The organism is Veillonella parvula, assembly GCF_024461875.1.
Lineage (GTDB): Bacteria > Bacillota > Negativicutes > Veillonellales > Veillonellaceae > Veillonella > Veillonella parvula_I.
The window spans coordinates 37,447-60,460 of sequence record NZ_JANGAL010000005.1 but is presented as its reverse complement, the minus strand read 5'-3'; the positions used below and the strand labels follow the sequence as shown (position 1 = coordinate 60,460).

Sequence of the window (23,014 nt, the reverse complement as noted above, 5' to 3'; positions counted from 1 at the left end):
TATGGTAAAAGTGATAACATATGGAACATATGATTTGTTTCATGAGGGACATTATAATTTATTAAAAAATGCAAAAGCATTAGGTGATTACCTTATTGTTGGGGTTACGTCTGACTATTTTGATAAATCTAGAGGCAAATTTAATGTTCGTGATTCTTTGATGACGCGTATTGATAATGTGCGCGCTACAGGTTTTGCAGATGAAATCGTAGTAGAAGAATATTTTGGACAAAAAATAGATGATATCAAACGATTTAATATAGATATATTTACTGTGGGATCTGATTGGGAAGGATATTTTGATTATTTAAATGAGTATTGTAAGGTAGTTTACTTACCAAGAACACAAGGCATTTCTAGTACTCAAATCAGAAATTCCAAGAATGTTAGATTGGGTATTATCGGTAATGAAGTTATTTTAGATAGATTTTTAGATGAAGCTAAATTTGTAAGTGGTATTGATATTATAGGTGGTTACACAGAAACAGATGCGGTTGATACTATCTATAAATCACATCAGTTTAATGATTTAGAGCAATTTAGTTCATCTAAAATATTGCTAGATGAGGTAGATGCGGTATACATTAATATGCCATTATCTAAACGTGTAACTTATATCGAAAAAGCACTACAAGCCAAAAAACATGTATTAACAGAATTCCCATTTAGCAGTGACCTTGATGAAACATTACGTTTAATGAACTTGGCGAAAACTTCCAACTTAGTATTAATGGAAGGACTGAAGACAGCGTATAGTCCTGCTTTTAGTAAATTAATAGCCATGGCACGTAGTGGGCAAATCGGTAAGATATTTAATGTGGAAGCCAATTTTACACAGGTATTAGGCGATGATTTAGAGAATCAAGTTAGGATAGCAGGGGGCAGTATTTTATCTCTCGCTGCATATCCTTTATTAGCTATCTTTAAATTATTGGGTTTTGATTATAATCATGTTGATTTTATAAGCCATAAAGTCGATGATGTCGATATTTTATCAAAGATTAATTTTGTCTATGATGATGCTATGGCTTCTGCTACAGTAGCTATTAATGCCAAAGCAGAAGGTGATTTAGTTATATCTGGTTCAAAAGGGTATATTTACGTACCAGCGCCTTGGTGGAAAACAGAATTTTTTGAATTGCGTTTTGAAGATGTGAACTTGAATCGAAAATACTTCTATAAATTTGAAGGGGAAGGTTTACGCTACGAGATTGTTGAATTCTTAACATGTATTAGAAAGAATTCTGAAAGTTTCTTAATGAGCCATCAAGATATGATTGAAGAGGTGCGTGTTCTCGATAAATTTGTATCTAATACAGATGTTACTGTTATTTAGTATAGGGTTGGATGAGTATGCAACAATTATCTTTACGTGAAGTCCAATTAGAAGAGTTGAATCTGCTCAAAGATTTTGACCAATTTTGTAAAAAATATAATTTAAAATATAGTCTGTGTTATGGCACATTAATAGGTGCAGCTCGACATAAAGGATTTATACCTTGGGATGATGATATTGATGTTTGCATGCCTAGACCTGATTATGAACGGTTATTAACGTTAAAAGAGCATTATGATCATGATGGATTAGAGTTAATCGCCAATCCTATTAATTATAGCTTGGATGCAACCTATGCAGCTATAATTAATAAAAACATTCCTTGTGAAAACACATATTCTAATACATTGCGTAGTAAGTATTTGTGGATAGATATTTTTCCTGTTGATGGATTTAGTGAAGATATGTCCATCATGAAAGAGATTTATGATAAATCGATTTTTTATCAAAGAATACTTACATTAGCTAGTGCTAAGTTATTTAAGGGTCAATCTTTCATCCATGCTTTAGGAAAATTAGTTGTTGTGCCATTATGTCGTTTGTTTGGTAAACAACGTTGTATCGACATCATGGATCAGTTAGCTAAATCCTATGATTACACTACATCAGAGCATGTTGGTGTAATTGCTTGGGGTGAAGGTGTAAAGGAGCGATTACCTAAACAAGATTTTGAGAAAATGACTACTATTGAGTTCGAAGACCAATTATTCTCTGTTATGTCTTGTTGGAGAGAATATCTAGACAATATGTATGATGATTATATGAAGATGCCTCCTGAAAACCAACGCTGTGGACATAATATTATTGCGTATAAGATAGATCGAAAGGATTAAATTATGCAACCTTTACTTTCTATTATTGTTCCCATTTATAATGTTGAACAATATTTGGATAGATGCATTCAATCAATACTAAATCAAACCTATCAGAATTTAGAAATTATTCTAGTTGATGATGGTGCAACGGATTGCAGCGGTGCTATTGCGGATTCTTATGCGGCGAAGGATAAACGAATTAAGGTCTTTCACAAAGAGAATGGAGGGCTTTCCGATGCTCGTAACTATGGTTTAGAGCATGTCACAGGGGACTATATTTTATTCATTGATAGTGATGACTTTATTGTGAATATAATGTGTGAAAGACTGATTACTGTAGCAAGTAGTAACAATGCTGATATAGTATCTTGTAATTATTATATCTATAGAGGTGATGATGATATCAGTATACATACTATGTCTGTTCAAGATGATAAACGAACTTTTACGGGTATGGATATGTTGCGGTATTATTTACTAAAAACGGAACCATTTGATTTAAATGTAGTATGGAATAAAATTTTTAAATTGGATTTATTCAATGGAGTGGAGCCAGTTCGTTTTCCAAAGGGACGAGTTCAAGAAGATAATTTTACTATTTTCAGACTATTTTTGAATGCTAATAGTATAGTAACAGTAAATAAACCACTTTATTATTATGTACAACGCGCAGGTAGTATAATGGCTAATTTTACTAGACGTTTTATGATAGATACAATAGAGTCTCATATGTATATGAGTGATTATCTTATGAATCACTGTAGTAGTGTAAAGAATGAACTACAATTGTACCTTTTAAATTCCTATGTGGAATTGTCTCGTAGAGTCTGTGCCAATAAATGTAAGAAAGAGTGCAATGATTTACTAATTCAATATAAACACTATGTATTAGATCATACGGCTGATACTAGCCATAATCCATTGTGGAAGTGCAAACAATATATAAAGAGGTTATTGGTTAAATTGTATTATTAACTATGAATCATAACCATATTTGTACGGTTGTATATTACATATAATTAAAACCCATAGAGATTATCTTTATGTTTTATTGATAATACTATGGGGTTTTCTCTAATTACAAAAGTATAGTTTGTAAGAATTTATAGATATTAATGTTAGAGGATGGGGAATGTGAGGAAGAGTTACTCCGTATTAATAGAGAATATATTTTCTCTTCTAACCCTACGCGCTTTAGAATATGTACTTGCTTTTATCTTGGTACCATATTTGATTCGCGTCTTAGGGCCATTGCATTTTGGGATGATTGCCTTTATGCAAGGTATTATGGAATATTTTCGAATCTTCGTTGATTTTGGATACTCCTTAACGGCGCCAAAGGCAATAGCACAGGCTGAAGAACAGAAAATAGGAGTTCTGTTTGCTAAATATTTTTATGGAAAAGTATGTATATTAATATTTGTTACCCTAGTATTTTTTGCTATTTATAATCTGCAACGCATATTACTAGGAAATACGATCGACATATTATTATTTCAGGTTATGTACTGTGGAATTATAGGTAATGTTTTATTTCCTGTATGGTTTTTTCAAGGTATACAGAAAATGCGTTATATTACCATCTTAAATATGAGTGGACGTATTTGTACGATGCTTGGCATATTTTTACTTGTAAAAACTCCAGAGGATTATATACTCGCTGCATTCTTACAAGCTTGCACGCCTTTAATTGCGGGTATTTTTTCAATAGTTTGGTTAAGTAAACACTATACAGGATTGTTTAAATGGCCAACTATAGGTGAAATTATTAATTCTTATAAAGAAGGCTGGTCTATATTCGTATCCTCCTTAGCAGTTAACTTATATACTGCAACTAATATAGTGGTATTGGGGATGCTTACGAATAATGTTATCGTTGGTTACTATAGTGCTGCTGATAAATTAATTATCTGTGTTCGTAGAGGTATATATGCTGTAAGTGATGCAATATATCCATTTATAAGTAAGATGATGAAAGATGATATTCCTAAGGGATTACAGTTCATTAAAAAGCAATTATTCTTGTATTTGATTGTAGGCGTTGTTGGTTGTACATCTCTATTTTTCTTTTCAGATACTATAGTTAGGTTATTGTTTGGAGCTGATTATGATTTAACTGTTGATGTATTACGAATCTTGTCTTTTGTTCCATTAGCTGTTGCTATTAGTACTGTATTTGGTGAAGAAACGATGTTACCACTCAATATGAATAGTGCTTATAGCCGGACTTTAGTATTGGCAGCATTTTTTAGCTTATTATCTATATTCCCTTTGTGTTATTTGTGGGGGGCCAAAGGGGTAGCAATGACAATGTTATTAACAGAATTTTTAATTATGATTATTATGGGAGGCTTATTAAGGAAACAACTTTTCCAATAGGTATTAAATAGTTTGAGAGATTTGAGAGGTTTGTTTTAATATGATTAGTACAGTATATTATAAAATTCAAGAGCTATTGCTTTGTGCAATGATAATTTCATTACCACTGATGCGGATACCAGATCGATATACCTTATTTTCCATGGGAAATAATTTGTCGATGGTATTTTTGTTCTTTTCCATTTTACTATTTATTGTATATAGCATATGGAACAAAAAGACAGAGGTTCCATTTAAAACGTATTTTTCAATATCTGTCGTTTGGATTGTTTTTTGTACCATTTTAGGGGTATTTTCTTTTCCTTTTTATGATACTGTTATTTATACGTATTTAATTAATACGTCCGTTGTCCAAAAACTATATGCTCTATTTCCTTCGTTTGTAGGTAATGAATTTATTCTACAAGTAAAGTTAATGGTATCACTAATTTGGTATTTGTTTAGGAACTTTATATTCCCTTTAATTGGATTATTCTTAATTATTTTTAATCTATATAAAGATGATTGTAAAAAAGGGCTTGATACTATTGTTAATGCCGCAAGAATATTAACAATCCTATGTATAACCTACTCCGTTATAGAGGTTTCTTGGCTATGGAGTGGTTCGGATTATTTAGCTAGTATACTAGTAACTATTAATAATAGCTTATATGATCCTGTTGTACAAAGTGGGTGGTGGCCTCCAGAATTATGGCCAGGTCAACTTAGAAGCCTTGCATTGGAACCATCCTATTTTAGCATGATTGGTGTATTCTTGGCTCCATTGTTAGGTATTCATTATGTGAGTGACAAAAATAAACTTGATATTGTATTAGCATTTCTATTGATTTCTATGATTTTCTTAACCAAAGCAAGAACTGGTGTAGTTATCTATCTATTTGAACTGGCTGCATTTGTAATGCTCAGTCTTGTATTTAGGTATACGTCTTGGTGGAAAATCTGTTTATTTGTCATAGGTCTTAGTGTATTAAGCTATTCGTTTGCCATTGTGGGAGACTCCGTGGCGAGCCCTCTTATTAGAGCAAGTATTTCAGAAATAAACACTGTTGATGGACGCTCTAAAGCTGTATCGGTAGAAAAAGCGCTAGATAACTATATTGATAGTAACGTTAAATCTGTTAGTAATACGAGCTCACGATCTAACTCAGCAAGATTTGGTAATACGGTAGCTATGTTTAAAGTAGGTCTAGATTACCCTCTGTTTGGTGTTGGTAGAGGTTTGCATTCTAACTATATGGTGGATCGATTCCCGGATTTTGCTAAAGATAGTGAAGAGGTTAAGCAATGGACAGGGGATGTATTACGAAAAGGGTTCTTAGCGTTTGAATACCCTGTACTTAATGAGTTTGCAGCCATATTGGCTTGGTTTGGTGTTATAGGGGAGCTATTATTTATTACACCAATTTTATATATTTTATATAAAACATATAGAATTAGACGACATATACAAAATCCGACGTTAGTTTATTTATTAGTAGCATTCTTTGGTCAGATTGCATGCTTTATGAGTAATGAATTTATATTAGCATATCCAATCCTTGTAGGAATTTTGATTTGTTATATTAAATTTTATGAGAATAGTAATATATAAATTGTATGGGAAGTTAGTATATTAGAAAGTAGAGGATTATAGTGCAAAGAATTGGCTCTTTGGCAGGATTAAGAGTTATAGTTTTAATCTTATTATTTTGATAGCATAGTCCGATACTTAATCCTATGTAGATATTGTGTGGTTAAGAGTATATGAGTTTTTCTTTTAATGGCTCTAGTTAGTTTCTTTCCACCATATTATTTTTACTAGATTTAAACAAATTCCAGAAGAACATCTCATAAGGGTAAAAAATAGTCGTACCAAATCGTATATGTTAAAAACAAGTATATTAGAGTAACTTGATAATATATAATTTGTAAAGACAGTTGATTATATCAGCTGTCTTTTTTATGTGTAAAAATTGTCACAACAGTCTCATATATTTCATGTATTTTATGATGTATACAAGTCATCTAGGTAGTTACTAGTTGGCGTAGTATTCATATAGTTTGAGAGGAAGAATATGAGGTATAGAGAATGAGAGCGAGCAATATTGAATTGTTGCGTATCATTTCGATGATACTAATTATTATGCACCATTTCAGCGTGCACGGTTGTTTCCCCTTTACACCAGATTTAACGTTTAATAAGGTGTTTCTCCAAGTATTTGGACTTGGAGGCAAGGCTGGTGTGGTCGCCTTTGTTATGATAACAGGCTATTTTATGGTTTCTAGTAGTTTTAAGCTGCACAAGTTTGCGAAGTTAGTAGGGCAAATATGGTTTTACAGCATTGCCATGCTGGGCGTAGCTATGGGTTTAGGACTCGATACGGTGACGTCAAGGAATATGATGCTCGCTTTATTGCCTATTGGTGCCATGAGTTGGTTCGCCCAGAACTTTTTAGTACTCTATTTATTAACGCCTATTATTAATCGAGTACTTCATTGGCTGCAGCATACATACTACGTTATGCTCCTAGTGGTTTCCACGGTAATTTGGTTCTTAATGCCGACGGTGCTGAATTTGTGGCCTAATGTACCGCATACCACCTTTGGATTTAAACATATCTTTTCCTTTGTCGTATTCTATTCGCTGGGGGCGTACATCAAGCTATACGGCTCACATATAACAAAGAGAATGGGTATTATTTTTACCGTCATAGGCTTTGTAGGGGCCTTTCTAGGGGACATCCTCGTTGATGTACTAGCCATGACGGATCCAGCGTATATGAAACAAATTTTCTACTTTACGCAAAATGATTATGGCTTCTTTCAATTGCTATTAGGCATTGGCTTATTTATTATTTTTTTGAAAGCAAAGATCACTTATCGCCCTTGGATCAATGTGGTAGCATCTACTACCTTTGGTATATACCTATTGCATGATAATAAGCTATTCCTTTATTACATGTGGGACAATGTATTGGCAACGTATCAGTACTATGATTCAATACTATTACCTCTGTATGCAATTTTTGTAGTGGCGCTTATTTTTGTCATCGGTATGATTGTAGACTATGTGCGGTTAGCTTTCATAGAAAAACCTGTGATGAAAGCAATCACGCCGAGCCTCGAGCGAATTCAGTCAAGGGTTGAGAAAGTACTGTCATTATAATGCGATTATCGGTGTTTTTTGGTATAATATATAAGTATTCTTACCATAAAACGGGAGGTAATTATAATGCGTAAATTCTTATATATGATAGCGGCATTGCTTGTATTAATTGGCATTAGCACAAATGATGTAGAAGCTCGTCAAGATGTGTATGCTACGACATATCTCGGTAATAGCTGGTATGTAGATCAAGACTCTGTAAAGCGAGTGGGGGATATACTCAATTTTACGGTGTACACAACAGCAGGTCTTAGCTATAAAGTGACATCTAGTGATGACAACTATTACAATGCAGACGTGTTTTACGATAATAATAAACTCGTATCGGATAATGGCCAATCCGTATGGAAGTCGCCAGGCATGATGGCAGCCATGCGCGTGGCCCGTAGATAAACAAAAAAGGCAGGAATTATTGATATGTCCTCCATTACTGAACATCTAGTAATGGAGGACATGTTACATAATCTCTGCCTCCTCTTTTGCTTTGGGAAAAGACAAATAGCCCTTCGTTACCAGTAACTGGATAACTGAAAGGCCATTTCATCAATTATTTATAGTTCTGAGATGAGCCTAACGGAACCACTCGTCTGGCTATCTACTTATATTATAGGGATAAAAATATATATCGTCAAATTGAGATGAAATACATTATTATAATAACTACATATAAATAATGATAAAAGCTGTACATACATAGTTTAGATTGAACGGCTTTGATGTCAAAACCAATGTAACATCAAAGGTGGTTCAAAAATCGACTGTGTGTACAGCTTTTTGGTTTTAGTGTGTTTTTGTGAAAGTAGTCATAGGACTACCATAAAGTGATCTTATTATTTTTCAAGTTTGTCTACCAAGCGTTTTACTGTTTCTTGTAGATCTTTATTTTGAGTTTCTAATGCTTGTACGCGTTGTTCTAGTGCGTTATAAGAGGCAGGGGACATAGCAGTAGATAAAGATTTTCCTGGTCTATAGGTGATACCTACATTGGCCATAACGTGATTGTTCATTGTAAACCCTGTGGTCAGTAAAAGATTATCTTTGTGATAATAGCCTACACCTAGAGCTACTGCATTTGCATTTTTATAATGACCGTAGCCCGCCATGTATTGAATGCGATTATCCGGATCATATGGTAATGGATGTAATGCAGCTAATGCAGCGACACGAGCATCACCTTTATTGGATTCCGATTCAACACGCTGTACCTCTTGAGATACATGTTGTACAGATTTTTCAATAGTGCTAATAGAATTATTAAGCTGTTGACTTGTACTTTTACCAAGGGTATCAATCATTTGATGAACGCCGTAGAGTTGGGATCCGTTGACCGCATCTGTAGAGGTAGCACTCACGCGACCTGCTGCGAGATTGGTAATCGTCCGTTCCTTGCCCTTAGCCCCTACGGATACTGTTGATACAGGGGCGGTGCCGGCATAGTTGACGGTAGTACCATTTTCAAAGGTATGGCTTGCTGTACCGACTACATCGCCGTCAGCGGAATCATTGCCAAGGACAACGCCATTTTTTAGAGAGGTAGTCACATTATTGCCGAGAACAAAGGTGTTTTCTCCGGAAATGTGGTTGTAATTACCTATACTGTAAGAATTGGCCGCATCAATAGCTGTTTTACCGTATTCGCCCTGGCCGAATACACCGGATGCGGTCGCTTTCTCTGATAGTGTATTATAAGAGCCTACAGCTAACCCTTTGGCGGCGTTTACATTCACATAATGCCCTACGGCGAGGTCGAACTGACCGTTTACTGTTGAATTCGAGCCGATGGCTACAGAATTGCTGGCTTTACTGTTAGCACCTTGAAAATTACCAATCCACACGTTTTTATCACCTGCGGAGTTTTCCCCTGATTGAGTCCCCATGACAATGGAGTTCGTCAACTGGCTCGCATTACCTGCGGCGAAACCGACGGTTACGTTAAAATCGCCAGTACTGCCTCGGAATGACTTCGCCCCAAGATTGATATTGCCGCCACCTGATGAGCCGGCCCCAGCAGCTGCACCCAAGGCTATGTTATTGCCTTGGGCATTGGGCCCCTTACCTTTTCCGTTCGCCGCACCGGCGTTCTCACCGAGGGTGATGTTACCGCCTGTTCCTGCGGTGAAAGTTTGACCTTCCTTGCCGATGTTACCGTTGTTATCAACGATATTGACCGGCGCCGCATAAACTGTGGTGGATAAAGCTACCATTACAACACTTGCTAATACAAAACGTTTCTTACTCATCGTATACACTCCTTTGTGTACAAACAAACTTTCACAAAACTTTCATAAAAAGACTTACATGGCTACTATAATACCAAAAAGGTATATTGTAAATAGAATATTCATATAAATTCAATAAATATACAATATATTCTATAGGTATTTATAGTTAATAAGAAACCTTTGACACATATTTATAAAATTTAAATATTTATTTATTCTATAAATTGTATTCTAGCATTTTATATGTATAAATTGCATTCTATATGCATTGACAAGCCTCTATATATTTATATAAAATAGAAATAATTTCATGTTTTGTTCATGATAAAATCATGAGTCATCGGCGTGTGTAATGACGTATTAAGTACATAATTAAATAAATAATTATGTGCGTAATGAAAAGTGTGTTTGTACGTAAGAGTGTGTAATGAAATATATAATCGTGTTGATGAGTGCCCTTTATATGTTTGTCATGCCTGTATCGGGGGAGCAGGTAAGTAAAGCAGAGCAGCCTATACAGGGGACTAGGGTAAAACAAGTTCATAGTGAAAGTACGGTCGCCTTATCTGACGACTCAGATACATTCCATGTTAATTCGTCTCATACTCCAGATCATGTCATCGGTCAGGGCGGATTGGAGATGCCGGACTCCACAGATAAAAAGACGACTCGTTATTCCGATACGGATGCAGTCAACTCTGCGTTGCAGGCGGTGGTTATGACTGGTGTTCATTCCGCAATGCACGGATCGAAGGCAAAACCGTGGATGCAGAGAACCGTCGTGTCATTGCGCTTTCAGAAAAACTGGAAGCCCTTGTACGGTGTGGAAACATTGCAACCACTAGGTTACTATGATGAGACATCTCGTCATGTGTGGTTTACACAGGAGAGGTTGGCGAATGCAGCGGATACAGGAACGACGGCGAATGTGGGTATCGGCTATCGCCGAATCGCAGCGAACGATGACCATTATTACGGTGGTAATCTGTTTTATGACCATCGGTTCAGAGGTAATCACAGTCGCATGAGTGTCGGGCTGGAGTATGTATCGGGTATCGGTGCATTTCGCATGAACTGGTATCGCGGTGTGTCCAGCGAGCGTTCCCTTGACGGTGCGACACGCTTGGAGAGCGTGTCTAACGGATATACTGCGGAATATGGGACTAGCTTTAAGAATGCCCGTTGGGCGCGCGTGTACATGGAAGCCTATCGTTGGCAGTTGCGGCGTAGTGAGGATAAGCATGGCTTGCGTATCGGTACGGAGTTGCAGCTCACGCCGAGGATTTCCGTGGACATGGACTATAATAAGCCCGAGCATGAGCATGGCAGTCCGTACGGAAAAATCATGTTCCGTCTAGCCGGGGTTGATACGGCATGGTTTGGTGGTAACCATCGATCGGATGCAAAAGCATCGGTTCGTGCGAATATGCTAGAAAATGTGCGCCGCCAACATACGGTGCACGTTGATTGATAGATTGATATATATATTTATTATTTTGATAAAAGTAGCATAAGAATCCATATTTATTTTTTAGATAAAAGCAACATAGGGAGCTGTTTTATCATATCAGATGATTGTCATCTGATATGAAAAGACAGTTCCTTTTTTATACATTAATTCATAAAAATTTATTTTGTTTACAAAATAGAAAAAGAGTGGCACAATATTCATGAAGCTATAATGAAGAATAAGTTACACGTGGAATTCATTAGGGATTGGAGAGGATAAAATGAGCAAGCGTAAACTTATATTATCTGTGTTGATTAATGGTGTGTTGTTATCGAGCTTATATGTGGTCGGAGCGGTGGATGTGGCACCGGGTAGCGGTAACGGTGTAGCTATCGGTACGGGTAGTAATGCACCGAAGGCGGAAAACGTAGCCATTGGTAAAGGGGCTACTATAGAGTATTCGGGTGGTGTCGGACAGCCGTCCACAGGTGATATTGTAATTGGTGGAAAGGCACATATTAATAATTATATTGATCAAGGTGGCGGCATTGCCATAGGTGCGAATTCATTCGTCGAAAATATGGTAGGCGGAATGGAAAGAGCGTTTGATTTTAATCAGGCTGGATATAAAAATCTTTTTGGTATACCTTTTGGGCTCCCAAAAAATCCTGAAAAGATGGTAACCGGAATGGCTATTGGCCAAAACACCTATGCTCGTTCTGGCAGTATTATGTTGGGGACCCATAATTATAAAGGAAAATTAGGTGATGTGGATGTAGATAGTTCTAATACCAAAAATAATAATGGACATTTATTTTCCACAACTATAGGAGCGAATAGTTATTCTAATGGTTTGTTTTCTTCTATTGTAGGGGCTTATTCGATTGCCTCTTCAGGTTATCCTACCACTACCGCTGATGCCACTAAGAATTTTGGTGCTACTATTACAGGGTCTTTAAATAGTATTGAATCGGCAAGTGCTAGCTCTCAATACTCTGGTGTTGCAAATAGTATCGTAGGCACTGCCAATCGAACCTTTAACTCCAATGGGTCTCTCGTATTTGGTGCGGGCAATGAAATAACGAATTCTGTAGCCGATATTTCAGCGCCAAGTTCGGGAGGTAATTCTGCTAAGGAATTAGCTGAGACATTACGTTCCGCTGTCAAAAATTCTAACGGTGGCGGTTCTACTATGGCATTTGGTAGCGGTAATAAGGCGGATTATACACTTCGCTCCGCACTTATGGGTGTCAATAATACATTGACCGGCTCTCAAGGCAAAGAAAGTACGAATACCATGTTGACGGGCTTTCACAATACGGCGGATAAGGTGTCTAATACGACCGTAATAGGGTCTGAAAATACGGTGACTAATTCTAAGAACAGTCTTGTAATGGGGGATAATCGTGAGGTAAAAGATGCGAATCATGCAGTTCTCATTGGTTCCACAGACAGCAAGACTACGACATCTGTTAATAATGCGGTCGCTGTCGGACATAATACGAATGTAACTGTAGAGGGTGGCGTTGCATTGGGCAGTGAATCGAAGGCTACTGTGGCGGCTGGATCCGTTGGGTATGATCCGAGCACAAAAGCACAGTCTACGAATACAGATTCTACGTGGAAGGCGACTAAATCAGCCGTATCTGTTGGTGATGCAAATAACAATGTTACGCGTCAGATTACATCCGTAGCAGCCGGCACAAAGGATACGGATGCGGTGAATGTGGCACAGCTCAAAAAGTTGCAAAATCAAGTGAATGCGAACGGCTCCACTACCGTCAGTGCAGGTAAGCATATTAATGTGACAACTACGACGAACGGAACTACTAAGGATTATAAGGTAAGCCTATCTGACGATATAACGAACCAGATTACAAATAACACAACAAATATTAACAATATACAAGGTGATGTAACCAATATTAAAAAGAATGTAACCAATATTCAAGGCGACATTACTAATATCAAGCAGGACGTAACCAATATGGGGCGGAATGTAGCTCGTCTCGATAAAAAGGTTAACAAATCTGTGGCCGGAGCGGCCGCACTTGCCGCCTTACATCCATTGGATTTCGATCCTGATGCAAAATGGGACTTTGCTGCTGGTTATGGCCACTATCATGATGGTAATGCCGCTGCATTGGGGGCTTTCTACAGACCGAATGAGGACTTGCAATTTAGTGTAGGATCTACTGTTGGTAATGGTGAAACCGTTGTGAATGCCGGTATGTCTGTGAAAGTTGGTGCTCACAGTAATGTATCTCGTTCTCGTGTGGCCATCGGTAAGGAAGTTTTGGAACTTAAGAAAACTGTAGCGGTACAAAATGCGCAGATTCAAAAGTTGACAGCTCTTTTGAATGGCTTGGCTGGAACAAATATGAAAGCAGACCGCAGCACATTATTCCCTGATGTGCCGAATAATCACTGGGCATATGCGGCGGTTAGCGATCTATCTCGACGGGGTCTTGTGGAAGGCTATCCTGATGGTACATTCGGAGGAGACCGTATGTTGACCCGTTATGAATTTGCTCAAATTGTGTACCGAGCTATTCAAAATGGTGTTGCTGTCGATGATCGACTTGTATCTGAATTTGGTCCTGAAATGGCGTTATTCCGTGTGGATACTATTGGCAAGAATCATGAAGGACAACCAACTATTGAACGTGTAAGGGTTAATAAAAAATAGAATATATATATATGATTTATATTGTGAAAGCCGAGGCTCTAGGGCCTCGGCTTTTTCGTGTACCTGTAGGTGATAATTTTTCTGTATATAAAATTATCTTATCTATGAAAGTACTAAACTGAAAAGTCTAAAAATATGAAATTGATTACGTAATTACAATAATCGTTATATTCCGATATGTGGATTTATCGTAATAAATGATAGGAAAGATGAAGATTCTATTTCTTAAAATTAAAAATTATTAAATTAGAAATAAATAAACGACAAAAATGAAGAAAAGATGAAAAAGTTGTTTACAAGATAGAAATTTTTTGATATTGTATTGCCGTGGGTGAGTATATGATGAAGAATCATGAATAATTATAGTATTCAGATCGTAATTTGGAATACTAATATTTGGTGTAAGAAGTGTAGATGATAATTAATCTTTATACTTCTTCTTTTTATTATCTTTGCAATATTATGCAACACAAGTGGTGTGTTTTACTGAGTTTTCGGTAAGAAAGGATAATTATGAATCGAATTTATAATGTTATTTGGAGTAAGACAAAAAAATGCTACGTTGTAGTATCTGAAATTGTAAAAACAGGTGGCGGTAAGGTAAAATCCGTACAAAGCGGTACAACCTGGGCGCGCATGAGTGCAGTTATGGCGGTGGCTGCATTATTAATGGGTGGTAATATTACTACAGTTAATGCTGCTACATATACTGCTATGACGATTAATGATGTAAATGGCGCTGGTTATGCTACTGGTAATGTAGTTTATAGTGAAGGTAGTTATTTATATAATTATCAAAACCCTGGGAACCTGACACCATTTGATAATAGTCATTTGTATAATGGTACAGATAGAGGTAACTATACAGAAAATAGTTTTGCTGGCATTGCTATCGGTAAAAATACAAATATTCAGGAAACTGGTAATCCAACTTATTATTCCGGTTTAGCTATCGGTAACTATGCTCAGGCCACAGGTGGTATTTCTTTTGCTTTAGGTCATTATGCTCAGGCTTTATCACCATCTGCTATGGCTCTTGGTACAGCTACAAAGGCGAGCGGATTTAACTCCTTGGCTATGATGCGTCAATCCGCTGCAGAAGGTGAGTTCTCCGCAGCATTGGGTACTGCATCTTGGGCAAAGGGTAATGGTAGTTTCGCCATGGGTTATTCTGCTACAGCAAAAGCGGATCAATCCATTGCAATCGGTGCAGCAGAAACTATAAAATTACCTGGTCAACAACATGGTACTCCTAGTGCACAATATAATGCCAATGGTAATACCGTAACAGAAGGTGTTCGTTCTCTTGCATTTGGTACAAAGGCGAGAACATCTACTGCTGCAGCTGATTCTATGGCATTCGGTTCTTCATCCAGTACTGGTGGCGCTAATGCGGTAGCTATGGGTTATAGTGCTAATGCTAGTGCAGAGAATGCCTTTGCTATCGGTAATACGGCGCAATCATCCGCACAAAATGCGGTAGCGATGGGTAAAAGTGCCAATGCAAGTGGTGTAAGCAGCTTTGCCATGGGTAGTAGCTCTAATGCTGCTGGTGCTGATGCTATCGCTATGGGTAGTTCTTCCCAAGCCAAATTATCCAACTCTATCGCATTAGGTGGTAATGCAAAATCCTTGGGTGCTGATGCGCTTGCACTTGGCGGTGCGGCTAATGCATCTAAAGATGGTGCCATTGCAATCGGTAAAGAAGCGAAAGCAAACAATACTAATACGACAGCTATCGGTCTTGGTGCTACTGTTACAGGTACTAACTCCATGGCTATCGGTACAAATGCCGTTGCAGAATCCAATAATTCCTTGGCATTGGGTACTGGTACGGAAGTAAGAGGTGCCTTGGTTAATGGTTACTCTGCTTTCACTAATCAACAAAACAACAATGTTGCAAACGGTGTAGTTGCGGTAGGTAACGTAGGTTCTGAACGCCGTATCATCAACGTAGCAGGTGGTGAAAACGATACTGACGCAACAAATGTAAAACAATTAAAATTTGTAAACAGTAACTTGGCAAAATCCATCGCAGGTCCTACATATACGGGCTATGAAGCGAATGGTTCTACATATAAAGCGCCTGATTTCAATATCAAGAACAGTACGTACCATACGGTAAAAGAAGCTGTTGAAGCGGCGCAAACGAATTTCTTCAGTGCTAAAGGCACATCCGCTGATGCGAACTACGATAACACAGGTGCTACAGGCAATAATGCGACAGCAGCTGGCGTACGTACTTCCGCAGCAGGTAACTTTGCGACAGCTGTCGGTGCTGATGCAACTGCAGCGAATGCGAATAGCACTGCAATCGGTTATAAAGCTAAATCCAGTGTAGATGACGGCGTTGCATTGGGTGCAAACTCCATTGCTTCCGTTGCAGCAGGCAAAGCAGGCTATAATGTGAAAACTGCAGACAGCCGTACAAACGGATATAGCGGATTGACAGGCGCTGCGTTGACTTCTACTATGGGTGCGGTGTCCGTAGGTGACGGCGGTACAAAAACTCGTCAAATCACTAATGTGGCTGCAGGTACAGCTGATACTGACGCTGTTAACGTGGCACAATTGCGCAATGTTAATTTGAAAGTAGCTGGCAACAGCGGTAAAAACGATGTTTTATTGGACAATCAAACATTGACTGTAAAAGGCGATGGTTCTTATGTTACGACATCTGTTAACAACCAAACAATTGATGTGACGTTGACTGATGCAACTAAGAACAAGATTGACAATGCGGCAAATAAAGACTTGTCCAACATTACGGACGGTGGTAAATCCGTTATTCGTGATGAAGCACAAAAAGCAGTAAAAGTTGTTGCTGGTAAAAACACAACGATTACAGAAGGTACTGATGGTACATATAAAACATATAAAGTTGACGTAGATGCTCCAGATTATCAATTGACTGAAAACAGCAGTGCTGCTGATAAAGCTTACACTGTATCTGGCAATAAAGTTGACTTGACTGTACAAGATGCTAAAAATCCTGCGAATAAGAAAACTGTAACGATCAAGGATATTGCATCCAAAACAGAACTTGATGATACAAAAACGGAGCTTATCAATAAAGGTTTGAAATTCGATGCTGATAATGGCGGCGAAAAAACAAATAAATTAGGCTCCAAGGTAACAGTATCTGGTGATGGCACTAACATCAACACTACAATTACACAAAGTGGCGACGATACAACAATTAAGGTTGCATTAGGTAAAGACATCAATGTTAATACGGTGACAGCTACTAAGACTGTAAAAGCTGGCACTGCTACTATGGGTAACCAATCTGTAACAGATAACAAAAGTGCTACTCAGAACGGTAACTTTGTATCCGGTTTGGACAATAAAAATTGGACATTAACTGATCCTGCCTATGTATCTGGCCGTGCGGCAACGGAAGATCAACTTAAGATTGTGAGCGATGCTGTGAAAGCAGCTAACGCGGCTAACGCAAGTTCTACGGACTATCGTTTAATCGCTAATCCAAACAATGCGGCAGACGGCTCTTATAAGGTTGAAAACAATCAAGTAGACTTGAAAGTAAAAGACGAAAAATCCAGTGACGTTAAAACTGTAACGATTAAGGATATTGCGTCTAAAACAGAACTTGATAAAGTAAAAGATCGTTCCGTGAAATATGATGGTGAAACTGACAAAGATACAGTAACATTAGAAGGCGCTAACGGTACAAAAATCACTAACTTGAAGGACGGTAATGTGGCACCGGGCTCCAAAGATGCTGTAAACGGTGGTCAATTACATCAAGTTAAGCAAAATCTTGGCGATCAAATTACGAATACCAAGAATGAGTTAAACAATAAGATTGATACAACTAAACAAGATCTTATCGACAAAGGTTTGAAATTCGACGCTAATACAGGCGGTGAAAAAACAAATAAATTGGGCTCCAAAGTAGCAGTTAAAGGGGATAACTCCAATATCATTACGGAAATCTCTCAAGACGCTAACGGCGACAGCACAATTGATGTGAAACTTGGTAAAGACCTTAATGTAGAGACAATTACTGCAACCGGTGCAAACGGCAAAGACGGTAAAATCGGCATCAACGGTAAAGACGGTGTAACAACTAACATTTCCGTTACTCGTGACGGTCAACCCGGTGTAGATGGTGCTCCTGGTACAACTACAACACGTATTACATACCAAAAACCTGATGGCTCTAACGAAGAAGTGGCAACCTTGAACGACGGCTTCAAATTCAAAGGCGACATGGGTGCTACATCCAATGTTAAGCTTAACAAACAAGTGGACATCAACGGTGGTGTAACAAGCGCTTCTGATCTTGCTACAGGCAATAATATCGGTGTTACTTCTGCGGCTGTTGGCGCTGATGGCAATGCAAAATTACAATTGCAATTGGCGAAAAACTTGACTGGCTTGCAATCCGTAACGGCATCCGACACTGTGAAAGCAGGCACTGCCACTGTAGGTAATCATACGGTAGCAGATAACAAAGGTGCTAACCAAACTGGTAACTTTGTAACAGGTTTAGATAATACATCTTGGAATATTGCAGATCCTGTATATGTACCAAACCGTGCGGCTACTGAAGAATAGTTGAAAACGGTTAGCGATGCTATTAATAAAGCTAATGCAAGTGCTACAGATTACCGCTTAATCGCTAATCCGAACAACGCGGTAGACGGTTCCTATAAAGTTGAAAACAATCAAGTAGACTTGAAGGTAAAAGATGAAAAATCTAAAGACGTTAAAACTGTAACGATTAAGGATATTGCGTCCAAAACTGAACTAGATAATGTAAAAGATCGTTCCGTAAAATATGACGGTAACACAGGCCATGACACAGTAACATTGGAAGGCCCTAACGGTACAAAAATTACTAACTTGAAAGATGGTAACGTAGCGGCTGGTTCTAAAGATGCTGTAAACGGCGGTCAATTACATGATGCTAAAAACGAACTTATTAATACAGGTCTTAAATTCGATGCCAATGTAGGCGGCGTACAAACTAACAAATTAGGCTCCACTGTTACAATTCAAGGTGAAGGTACTGCTGCTGACGCTGATTATAGCGGTGAAAACCTCAAAACTTTCATCAATCAAGATGCGGCAACAGGCAATACGACTATTGACGTGAAGATGAACAAAAACCTTAAAGCTGAATCTGTGAAGGTTGGCAAAAATGGTAAGGACGGCGTAGCTATTACAGGTCCTGACACAGCGAACGGTACAGATGGCAAGGTAGCTGTGACTGATAAAAACGGTAAAGAAGCAGTTTCTATTTCCGGTAAGGACGGCGTAGGCCACATTGGCTTGACAGGCCCTGCTGGAACGAACGGCGTGAATGGTACTAATGGTATCGACTTGTCCGTGAAACCTGGTTACGACGATCCTATGACAGGCGTTAAAGGCGAAAAAGGCGTTGATGGTACAAATGGTCTTACACGTATCGTTTACAAAGACGGCAATGGCGAACACCAAGTTGCGACTATGGAGGACGGTTTACAATTCACTGGTAACAACATTGGTACCGTGAATAAACAAAAATTGAACTCCTTGGTGAAAGTACAAGGTGAAGGCGTAACTGAAGCTGAATCCGCTGCATTCAAGAGCGCATCCGGCAACATCAACGTAAAAGCTGATGGCACTGACAAATTGGAACTTCAATTGGCGAAAGACCTTAAAAATCTTGATTCCGTAACGGCGGCTAAGACTGTGAAAGCAGGCGACGCTACTATGGGTAGTCAAACTGTTAACAACGCAGCTGGCGATAGCGAAACAGGCAATTATGTAACAGGCCTTGATAATAAAGATTGGGATGCAGATAAGATTGTATCCGGTCGTGCCGCAACAGAAGATCAATTGAAAAAAGCGTTGGATGCTCAAAGTGCTAACTCCACTGATTATCGTTTGATCAGAAATCAAGCGGCAGGCTCCAATGGAGACTACACTGTAGATGCAAACGGCGATGTAGCGTTGACTGTACAGGATAAGAATCATCCAGATAAAACAGAAACCGTTACCATCAAAGACGTTGCTTCTAAATCCAAACTTGATAAATTGAATGATCGCGCTGTTAAGTATGATTTGGACCCTGCTGGCAATCTTGACAAATCCAAGGTAACTTACGAAGGCCCTACATACAATAACAAACAAGGTGGGACTCACGTAACGAATGTAGCATATGCTACAGGCAACGATGGCAGCGAAGCGGTTAATGTGGACTACTTGAATGACAAAATCAAAGATAGTGCGGATGCATTGACTAATAAAGGTTTGAAATTCGATGCTAACCAAGGCGGCGAAAAAACTAACAAGCTTGGCTCCAAAGTGACTATTAAAGGTGAAGGCACTGCAGCTGACGATGATTACAGCGGTGAAAACCTTAAAACTTTCATCACACAAGATCCAGCATCTGGTGATACAACTATCAATGTGAAGATGAATAAAAACCTTAAAGCTGAATCCGTGAAGGTTGGCAAAGATGGTAAGGATGGCGTGTCCATTACAGGTCCTGACAACGGTACAGACGGCAAGGTAGCTGTTACTGGTAAGGATGGCAAAGAAGCTGTATCTATTTCTGGTAAAGACGGCGTAGGTCACATCGGACTCAACGGTAAAGACGGCCGTAGCGCTGATATTTCTGTTGAAAAAGGTGATCCGGACCTCAACGGTAACGAAATCACTCGTATTAAATACACTGATGAAAATGGTAAGACACATCAAGTGGCAACCAAGGATGATGGTATGGCATACGGTGGTGACTCCGGTAATGTGATTAAGAAAAAACTTAATGAACAATTGGACATTAAGGGCGGCGTAACAAACGAAGCTGATTTGACTGAAAACAATATTGGCGTTATCAGCAAAAATAATATCCTCAATGTTCGTTTGGCAAAAGACCTTAAAGACTTGAACTCCATTACTTTCAACAACGGAGCTAACGGTGCAAACGGTAAAACCGTTGTAAACGGCGCAGGCATGACTATCAATGATGCAGCTGGTAATCCGTTGACAGCTGTTACAAAAGACGGCGTGAAGATTACTGATGGTCCATCTATGACGAAGGACGGCATCGATGCAGCAGGCAAGAAGGTTACAAACGTTCAAGACGGTACGGTTGCCAAAGATAGCAAAGACGCTGTTAACGGCGGTCAATTGCATGATGCTGTTGAAAGCCTTAAAACTAAAGGCTTTGGCCTTGAAGCAGAAGACGGTCAATCCGTGAAGAAAGCTCTTGGTGAAACTGTTAAGGTTAAAGGTGATGACAAAAATATCAAAACATCCGTAGACGACGGTGCTGTTAAGGTAGAATTGAAAAAAGACATCACTGTAGATACTGTAACTGCTAAGACTGTAACTACAGGCAACACTAAGATGGATACAAACGGTGTTACTATCAAGGATGGCGCTAATGAAGCGACCAAGTTGACTAAAGATGGATTGCAAATCAATGATGGTGGTAACAAAGCAGTTACTGTTAATAAAGACGGTTTGACTATCGAAAATGGTCCTAAGGTAACAAAAGACGGTATCGATGCGGCTGATAAGAAGATCACTAATGTGGCTGATGGTACTATTGGCGCTGGTAGCAAGGACGCTGTAAACGGCGGTCAATTTCATACAGCTATTGAAGACATCAAATCCACAGGCTTTGGCCTTAAAGCGGAAGACGGTCAATCCGTGAAGAAACCTCTTGGCGAGACAATCGACTTGAAAGGTGACGGCAACATCAAAACTTCCGTGGACAATGGCGCTATCAAAATGGCCTTGAACGATAAGATCACTCTTGGTCAAGATCCAGCAAAACAAGTTAACATCGACGGTTCTGCAGGTACAATTACAGCTGGCAATGGCGGTAATCAAGTTAAGATTGACGGTAATGATGGTTCCGTAACGGCAAATACTGTGAAAGCTGGCGATGTAGTTGTAGGTAAACAAACTTCTGACGGTAAAGAAGGCAACTTTGTAACAGGTTTGGATAACAAAACTTGGAATCCTGAAAACCCTGTAGCAGTTCCTGGTCGTGCCGCAACAGAAGACCAATTGAAAGCTGTTAATGACGACTTCAATAATAAAGCAAGAACAGGACGTGTATTCCAAGGCGACCAACCTGGCGATAGCGGTAAAGTGGTTCGTGGATTGGGAGATACTATGAACCTTACTGGTGGTGCAGATGTGAACCGTTTGGCAGATAATAATATCGGTGTTGTGAAAAACGCTGCTGGTGATGGCTATAACATCAAGTTGGCTAAAGACTTGAAAGGCCTTGAGTCCGTAACTACTACGGATGCTGCTGGTAATACAACTGTTATGAACGGTGGCGGCGTGACAATTACACCTGCTCAAGGTAATGCTGTAAGTCTTACTAAAGACGGTCTTAATAACGGTGGTAATAGAATTACTAATGTAGGCCCTGGCGTAGATGGTACTGATGCGGTTAATGTAAATCAATTGAGCAATGCTATGCGTAGCGTGGATGGTAAGATTGCCGATGTAGGTGCTACTAGTGCAGCTATTTCTGGCCTCAAACCATTACAATATGATCCATTGGAACCAACTCAAGTATTGGCTGCTGTAGGCCATTATAAAGGTAGCACAGCTGCCGCTGTAGGCGTGGCGCACTATACTAATGAATCTACAATGTTCCATATGGGCGTATCTCTTGGCGGTCATGACAACATGATTAATGCGGGCGTATCCTACAAATTTGGTACATCCGACGCTAAGAAAGCGGTTCCTGCACGTTACAAAGCCGGCCCTATCAGCTCTGCATATGTATTGCAAGATGAAGTGACTGCTTTAAAAGCTGAAAATGAACGCATGAAACAACATGACTTAGAGTTAACTGCTAAATACGATCAAGTACAACGTGATAATGAAGAAATGAAAGCTCAAATCGCATTGTTGATGCAACAAGCAGGTCTTACAAAATAATCGAATCTGAATATTCGAGTTCTTAACCACTCATGTAAGGATTGTGAAAGCCGCCC

12 protein-coding genes are annotated in these 23,014 nt (G+C 38.8%); 11 read left to right on the top strand and 1 reads right to left on the bottom strand.

All coding sequences use genetic code 11. From position 1 onward, the window contains the following. Nucleotide 1 precedes the first annotated feature (1 nt). The 7 genes from NE668_RS08140 to NE668_RS08110 all read left to right on the top strand — a co-directional run bounded on the left by NE668_RS08140 (nt 2) and on the right by NE668_RS08110 (nt 8,068). On the top strand, nt 2-1,336 hold the full coding sequence (locus NE668_RS08140) for an adenylyltransferase/cytidyltransferase family protein (RefSeq protein ID WP_058948367.1): 1,335 nt from the start codon (nt 2-4) through the stop codon (nt 1,334-1,336). A gap of 17 nt (nt 1,337-1,353) precedes the next feature. Further along, complete coding sequence (locus tag NE668_RS08135) at nt 1,354-2,169, top strand: LicD family protein (protein WP_227037172.1); 816 nt, start codon at nt 1,354-1,356, stop codon at nt 2,167-2,169. A 3-nt stretch (nt 2,170-2,172) separates the two neighbouring features. Then, nucleotides 2,173-3,126, top strand: a complete 954-nt coding sequence (locus tag NE668_RS08130; RefSeq protein ID WP_227037171.1) for a glycosyltransferase family 2 protein — start codon at nt 2,173-2,175, stop codon at nt 3,124-3,126. Nucleotides 3,127-3,276: 150 nt separating this feature from the next. After that, complete coding sequence (locus NE668_RS08125; RefSeq protein ID WP_227037170.1) at nt 3,277-4,530, top strand: flippase; 1,254 nt, start codon at nt 3,277-3,279, stop codon at nt 4,528-4,530. Between the two features lie 415 nt (nt 4,531-4,945). Then, nucleotides 4,946-6,121, top strand: a complete 1,176-nt coding sequence (locus NE668_RS08120; RefSeq protein WP_227037169.1) for an O-antigen ligase family protein — start codon at nt 4,946-4,948, stop codon at nt 6,119-6,121. Nucleotides 6,122-6,598: 477 nt separating this feature from the next. Then, the gene (locus NE668_RS08115) at nt 6,599-7,675 is read left to right on the top strand and encodes an acyltransferase (RefSeq protein ID WP_227037168.1); all 1,077 of its coding nucleotides are present in this window, start codon (nt 6,599-6,601) and stop codon (nt 7,673-7,675) included. Between the two features lie 66 nt (nt 7,676-7,741). After that, nucleotides 7,742-8,068 carry a hypothetical protein gene (locus tag NE668_RS08110; RefSeq protein ID WP_021148824.1) on the top strand — a complete coding sequence of 109 codons (327 nt, stop codon included), beginning with the start codon at nt 7,742-7,744 and terminating at the stop codon, nt 8,066-8,068. Between the two features lie 437 nt (nt 8,069-8,505). On the opposite strand, the gene NE668_RS08105 is transcribed toward NE668_RS08110, so the two are convergent. Then, nucleotides 8,506-9,915: a YadA-like family protein gene (locus NE668_RS08105; RefSeq protein ID WP_227037167.1), complete on the bottom strand. Its 1,410-nt coding sequence runs from the start codon at nt 9,913-9,915 to the stop codon at nt 8,506-8,508. Between the two features lie 409 nt (nt 9,916-10,324). Here NE668_RS08105 and NE668_RS08100 point away from each other — a divergent pair, with 409 nt between their 5' ends. From NE668_RS08100 to NE668_RS08085, 4 genes are all read left to right on the top strand, one after another. Beyond that, complete coding sequence (locus tag NE668_RS08100; protein WP_227037166.1) at nt 10,325-11,368, top strand: inverse autotransporter beta domain-containing protein; 1,044 nt, start codon at nt 10,325-10,327, stop codon at nt 11,366-11,368. A gap of 259 nt (nt 11,369-11,627) precedes the next feature. Continuing rightward, the gene (locus tag NE668_RS08095) at nt 11,628-14,036 is read left to right on the top strand and encodes an S-layer homology domain-containing protein (RefSeq protein ID WP_227037165.1); all 2,409 of its coding nucleotides are present in this window, start codon (nt 11,628-11,630) and stop codon (nt 14,034-14,036) included. Nucleotides 14,037-14,549: 513 nt separating this feature from the next. Beyond that, nucleotides 14,550-18,617, top strand: a complete 4,068-nt coding sequence (locus NE668_RS08090) for an ESPR-type extended signal peptide-containing protein (RefSeq protein ID WP_227037164.1) — start codon at nt 14,550-14,552, stop codon at nt 18,615-18,617. Next, nucleotides 18,618-22,958: a YadA-like family protein gene (locus NE668_RS08085; protein ID WP_227037163.1), complete on the top strand. Its 4,341-nt coding sequence runs from the start codon at nt 18,618-18,620 to the stop codon at nt 22,956-22,958. It begins immediately after the preceding gene. Nucleotides 22,959-23,014: the final 56 nt, after the last annotated feature.